The 5,747-nt window shown below is 61.7% G+C and carries 5 protein-coding genes; 3 read left to right on the top strand and 2 right to left on the bottom strand.

Going from position 1 to position 5,747, the window contains the following annotated elements:
* Both Q0349_RS09770 and Q0349_RS09765 read right to left on the bottom strand, forming a co-directional pair.
* Positions 1 to 2,433, bottom strand: a 2,433-nt coding sequence (locus Q0349_RS09770; protein ID WP_298080711.1) for an efflux RND transporter permease subunit, incomplete at its 3' end; no start/stop codon positions are given.
* A 12-nt stretch (positions 2,434 to 2,445) separates the two neighbouring features.
* Entirely contained in the window at positions 2,446 to 3,693 is a 1,248-nt protein-coding gene (locus tag Q0349_RS09765; RefSeq protein WP_298080709.1) for an efflux RND transporter periplasmic adaptor subunit, read from the bottom strand.
* 113 nt (positions 3,694 to 3,806) lie between these two features.
* Between Q0349_RS09765 and Q0349_RS09760 the strand changes: the two genes are divergently transcribed.
* The 3 genes from Q0349_RS09760 to Q0349_RS09750 form a co-directional block, all read left to right on the top strand.
* Positions 3,807 to 4,403 (top strand): TetR family transcriptional regulator, encoded by a 597-nt coding sequence (locus tag Q0349_RS09760; RefSeq protein WP_298080707.1) that lies wholly within the window; start codon positions 3,807 to 3,809, stop codon positions 4,401 to 4,403.
* 46 nt (positions 4,404 to 4,449) lie between these two features.
* Complete coding sequence (locus Q0349_RS09755; protein ID WP_298080706.1) at positions 4,450 to 4,761, top strand: hypothetical protein; 312 nt, start codon at positions 4,450 to 4,452, stop codon at positions 4,759 to 4,761.
* Between the two features lie 28 nt (positions 4,762 to 4,789).
* The coding region (locus tag Q0349_RS09750) for a molecular chaperone HscC (protein WP_298080705.1) at positions 4,790 to 5,747 on the top strand (958 nt) is incomplete at its 3' end.

The raw sequence follows: 5,747 nt of genomic DNA, 5'->3' as shown, positions 1-5,747 counted from the left end.
CATCGCGCCTTTTTCCCAGCTGAGGCTGGCGATGCTGCCAAGCGGCACTTGACCACCGCTGCGGTTGGGGATGTTCAGCGCCAACAGGTCTTGCGGCTGCATACGTGCGGCGGCGTCGGATTGGACGGTTACCCGCTGCAAACGGCCTTTGTTGGGGAAGTCGTTGATGTAGGCGGAGCCGAAGTTGGTGCCGATGGTGCTGGCGATGGAGGTGATGTCCACGCCTTGCGCGTAGGCGGCGTCGCGGTTGATGTCCAGCCGCAGTTGTGGCGCGTCTTCCATGCCATCCGGGCGCACTTGGGTAACTTCGCTGGTGGCTTGCGCTGCCATGCCGAGCAGTTGGTTGCGCGCGGCGAGCAGCGCTTCGTGGCCAGCGTTGCCGCGGTCTTCGAGCATGAGGTTGAAGCCGTTGGAGGTACCGAGCGAGGGGATGGGCGGCGGGCTTAAGGCGAAGATGGTGGCGTCGCTGATGCCCATGAACATGCCGATGAGGCGGCCACCGAGGGCGCTGGCGCTTTGGTTTGGTTTGGGACGCTCTTTCCAGTCTTTCAAGGTAATGAAGGAAAGGCCCATATTTTGTCCCTGACCGCTGAAGCTGAAGCCTTGCACGGCGACGACGTTTTCGACTTCCGGCTGTTGTTTGACGATGGCTTCCATTTCTTTGATTTTTTCGATGGTGCGCTCGGCGGTGGCGCCAGCGGGCAGCTGGATGCTGGCGATGATAAAGCCTTGGTCTTCGTTGGGGAGGAAGTCGGTCGGCAGGCGGGTGTAGATGTACACCGCGCCAGCGGTAACGGCGAGGTACACCACAAACATCGCGTAGCTGATGCGGATGAATTTGGCGACGGTCGCTTCATAGGCATGGGTGGCGACTTTGACGAGGCGGTTAAACCAGCCAAAGAAGCCGCGTTTTTCGTGGTGGTCGTCGCGTACCGGTTTCAGGAGGGTGGCGCAGAGTGCGGGGGTGAGCGTTAGCGCCAAGAAGCCGGAGAAGCCGATGGAAGACGCCATGACGAGGGCGAACTGGCGGTAGATGTTACCGGTCGCGCCACTAAAGAAAGACATCGGCACGAAGACGACGATGTTCACCAGGGTGATACCAACGATAGCGCTTGAGATTTGTCCCATGCTTTTGCGCGTCGCCTGGTAGGGGGTGAGCCTTTCTTCGGCCATCAGGCGTTCGACGTTTTCCACGACGACGATGGCGTCATCCACCACGATACCGATGACCAAAACCATGGCGAACATGGTGAGCACGTTGATACTCATGCCGAGCGGGCTCATCAAGGCGACCGCGCCCAAGAGCGAGACCGGGACGACGATGGCAGGGATGAGGGTGTAGCGCAGGTTTTGCAGGAAGAGGAACATCACCACGAAGACGAGCGCCATCGCTTCGCCGAGGGTATGCAGTACTTGGTTGATAGAGAGGCTGACGAAGGTCGAGGTGTCGTAGGGCGTGGACCAAACCATGCCTTCCGGGAAGTATTGCGCCAGCTCTTTCATGCGCGCCTTGACCGCTTTGGCGACGGCGACGGCGTTACCGTCGTTAGAAAGCTGCACCGCCATCCCGGTACTCGGTTCGCCGTTTAGGCGGAGCGAGGTGGCGTAGGTTTGCTGGCCGATTTCGATGCGGGCGACGTCTTTTAGGCGCACGGTGGCGCCGCTTTCGGTGCTTTTCACCACGATGTTTTCAAATTGGGCGACGTCGCTGAGCTGGCCGGGGATGTTGATGGTGGCGGAGAAAGTTTGCCCGGCGACCGCAGGCAGGGCGCCGATGCTACCCGCCGGGATTTGCCGGTTTTGTGCGGCAATGGCGGCGGAGACGTCGGCGGCGGTCAGGTCGTAGCCGCGCAGTTTTTCCGGGTTGAGCCAGATGCGCATCGAGGCTTCGGAGCCGAATTGGCGCACGCCACCGACGCCGGGGATGCGTTGCAGTTCGGGGATGACGTTGCGCACGGCGTAGTCGCTCGCATCTTCGACGGTAAGCCCGGAGCCGTCCTTGACGCTGAGCGAGACTACCATGAGGAAGCCGGTAGAAGATTTGGAGACGGTGATGCCGTTTTGCGTAACCGAGGACGGCAGGCGCGAGGTCACTTGCGACAGGCTGTTTTGCACGTTTACCTGGGCGATGTCTTCGTTGGTGCCGGATTTGAAGGTCAGCGCCAGCGAGCCGGTGCCGTTTGCCATCGCGGTCGCGGTCATATAGTCAAGGCCGTCGATGCCGTTCATTTCGCGCTCGATGACCGAGAGCACCGATTCTTCGATGGTGGTCGCGCTGGCGCCGGGGTAGGCGACGTTGATGTTGATGGTCGGCGCGCCGACGTTCGGGTATTGCTCTACCGGCAGGCGGTAGAGCGAGAGCAGGCCGCCGAGCATGATGAAGATGGCGACGACCCAGGCGAAGACTGGTCGGTCAATGAAAAATCTGGACATGATTCCCCCGGATTACTGAGCGGCAGGCTGGCTGGCGGCGGGTTTGCTACTGGCAGGTTGCGCGGCTTGCCCCGGCTGCGCCTGCGGTTTGCCGTCCGCGCCGAGAATGACCGGGGTGATGCGGGTCGCGCTGCCCATCAATTGCGACAGAGTATCGACCATCACCATTTCGCCCGGCTTGAGGCCGCCGGTGATAATCCACTGATTCTTCTGCGAACCGGCAATCTTCACCTCGCGCGGCGCAAAAGTGCCGTCTTCGGCGACGACGCGCAGCGTGTCGGTCTTGCCACGGGTGACGGCACTTTGCGGCACCAGATAGGCATTATGGAACTGGCTTTGCGGAATGTCGGCGCGCACATACAGCCCCGGCAACAGCATCCCGTCCGGGTTCGGCACCTCGGCGCGCAACAGCAGCTCGCCGGTGCTGGCGTCAACCGTCTGGTCGGCAAAAAGCATCCGCCCCTTGTGCGGGTACGGCGTGCCGTCATCCAGCGTAATCTGCACCGCAAAATCCACGCCCTTGAGCGCGCCGGACTGGAACTCCTTCTTGATGCGCATCAGGTTGGCGGCGGACTGGGTGATATTCACATAGAGCGGGTCAAGCTGCTGAATCTTCGCCATGCTGGTGGTGTTGCCGGGGGAAACCAGCGCGCCTTCGGAGACGTTGGACTTGCCAATCACCCCGGAAATCGGCGCCAGCACCTTGGCGTACTGCACATTGATTTCCGCCTGCTTGATCGCCGCCTCGGCGACGAGAATATTGGCAGAGGCGACCTTGACCTCGGTCAGCGCCTGATCATACGTCTGGCGGGAAACCGCCTTCTCCTTGACCAGCGGCGCGTAGCGGTTGGCGGTACTCTGCGCCAGTGCCTTGTTGGCCTGCGCCAGCGACAACTGCGCGCGCGCGGACTGCAAATTCGCCTGATAAACCGCGTCATCAATCTGATAGAGCTGCTGCCCGGCGCGCACCAGCGAGCCTTCCTCAAACAGCCGCTTCTGCACAATGCCGCTCACCTGCGGCTGAATCACCGCCTCGCGTGAAGCCTCCAGACGGGCGGGCAGGTTTTCGGTGACGACCACCGTCTGCGGCTTGACCACCAGTACCCCGGCCTGCGGCGGCGGGGGTTGCTGACCGGCAGCGGGGGCGGCGCCGCCTTCCTTGCTCTCCTTGTCGGCATCCTGCACCTGCGCCAGCGCGGGCTGCAAAAACACCGCCAGCGCGGCGGCAACCATCAGATAAAACGGGCGAATCTCCATCATAATGTCCTCGGAATTAAAAAGCTGAAAGAACCGCGCATTATATACAGCGCCGAATGTAAATCCATAAACATTGCTATACTGCGGTCAAATCCGCAAAAAATATCCCCGAAGCCATGCGCAGAACCAAAGCCGAAGCCGAACAAACCCGCCACGACATATTAAAAGCCGCCCTCGTCCTCTTCGACGAACAGGGCTACGTCCAGACCAGCCTGAGCGACATCGCGCGCAAGGCCGAAGTGACCCGCGGCGCCATCTACTGGCATTTTGACAACAAAGAACAAATCGTCGCCGCGCTGGCGCAGGCACAATTTGACGACCTGATGCGGCAAAACGCCGCCGCCATCAGCGCGCCCGACATCTGGCAAACGCTGGGCGACAACTTCATCGCCTACTTTCACGAACTCATCCGCAGCCCCGACCGCCTCCGCTTCTACCGCGCCTTCCACCAGCACGGCAAGGCGGCACCGCTGGAAAAACTGCACCAGGAATACCTCGCGCTATGGCAGGCACAATGCCGCGATGCCGTAAAACGCGGCAAAGAAAACGGCGAACTGCGCAAAGAGGCCGACCCCGAATACCTGCACTTTTACCTGTCAATGATCATTAGTGGTCTGATTGAGCTCTGCCTCGAACAACCGGCGCACCCGCACCTCGGCGAATACTGCGAACGCGCCATCCGCGACAGCATCGCCTGGATAAAGGCGCGGTAAACCTTGTCAACACGCCACCCCGCTTCTGCTTCACACGAAACACGTCATGACTGAAACCCCCGACCGCTTCGCCCGCATCCGCCTGCCGGAAGGCGGCGAAATCCGCGAAGAGCAGCGCTTCCCGCTGCTGACATACACCGCCCTCTACCAAAAACTGCATATCCCCGCTGCGGGGTTGCAGGTTGAAAGCATCGTCGTCAGCCTCGAAGAAGCGGCGGCGCACAGCACCCAAGAGCTGCTCAACCTCATCCTTGCCTCTGGTTACGTCGCCGAAGACGCCGAATTTACCTTCCGCGAAAATCGCGCCGACGGCTACCTCTACACCTATTTCAATATCCGCCCGGCGGATGCTTCCTAATCCGCTTTCCCGCACGGAGCTTAACCACATGAACACCGCCCCCATCCTCGGCATCGACCTCGGCACCACCAACAGCCTCGTCGCCTACTGGCATGACGGCAAGGCGCAACTTATCAAGAACGCCCTCGGCAGCGTCCTCACTCCGTCAGTGGTCAGCGTCGATAACGACGGCATGATCCTCGTCGGCCAGGCGGCGCGCGAACGCCTCGTCTCGCACCCCTTCGCCACCGCCGCCGCCTTCAAGCGCTACATGGGCAGCAGCAAGCGTTACCGCCTCGGCAAAGGCCACGAATACAGCCCGGAGGAGCTGTCCGCCCTCGTGCTGCGTTCGCTCAAAAGCGATGCCGAAGCGGCGCTGGGCATGGCGGTGCGCGACGCGGTCATCACCGTGCCCGCCTATTTCAACGACACCCAGCGCCGGGCGACGCGCCACGCCGCCGAACTGGCGGGGCTGAACGTGCAGCGCCTTTTGAACGAACCGACAGCGGCAGCGATGGCCTACGGCCTGCACCAGGACGGCGACGACCAGAAATTCCTCGTGCTTGACCTCGGCGGCGGCACCTTTGACGTCACCCTGCTCGATATGTTCGCGGGCATCATGGAAGTGCGCGCCAGCGCCGGCGACAATATGCTCGGCGGCGAAGACTTCACCGAACTGCTCATCCAGAGCTTTGCCGCCACACACAGCGCCATCAACCTCGCAGACGCGCAAGGCCCGCTTTATGCTGCGGCAGAACGCGCCAAACAGGCACTCGGCAGCGGCGACACCACCATGCAGGTGAACCACAACGGCGCGCCGCTCGAATGGCACATCACCGTCGCCGACTGGGAAAAACGTTGCGAACCGCTGCTGGAGCGCTGCCGCATTCCCATCGAACAAACCCTGCGCGACGCGGGCGTGCGCGCCGCCAGCCTGAACGACATCATCCTCGTCGGTGGCGCGACGCGCATGCCCGTCCTGCGCAAAGCAATGGCGCGCCTCTTTG

The sequence above is a fragment of the uncultured Cardiobacterium sp. genome, from assembly GCF_938028185.1.
GTDB lineage: Bacteria > Pseudomonadota > Gammaproteobacteria > Cardiobacteriales > Cardiobacteriaceae > Cardiobacterium.
Note: the sequence above shows the minus strand (reverse complement) of the source record. Positions and strands in the feature narration are given on the sequence as shown.

Bases quoted from the DNA above. Each gene is read 5' to 3' on its own strand.
- Q0349_RS09760 (WP_298080707.1), top strand. From the start codon at position 3,807: ATGCGCAGAACCAAAGCCGAAGCCGAACAAACCCGCCACGACATATTA.
- Q0349_RS09755 (WP_298080706.1), top strand. From the start codon at position 4,450: ATGACTGAAACCCCCGACCGCTTCGCCCGCATCCGCCTGCCGGAAGGC.
- Q0349_RS09765 (WP_298080709.1), bottom strand. From the start codon at position 3,693: ATGATGGAGATTCGCCCGTTTTATCTGATGGTTGCCGCCGCGCTGGCG.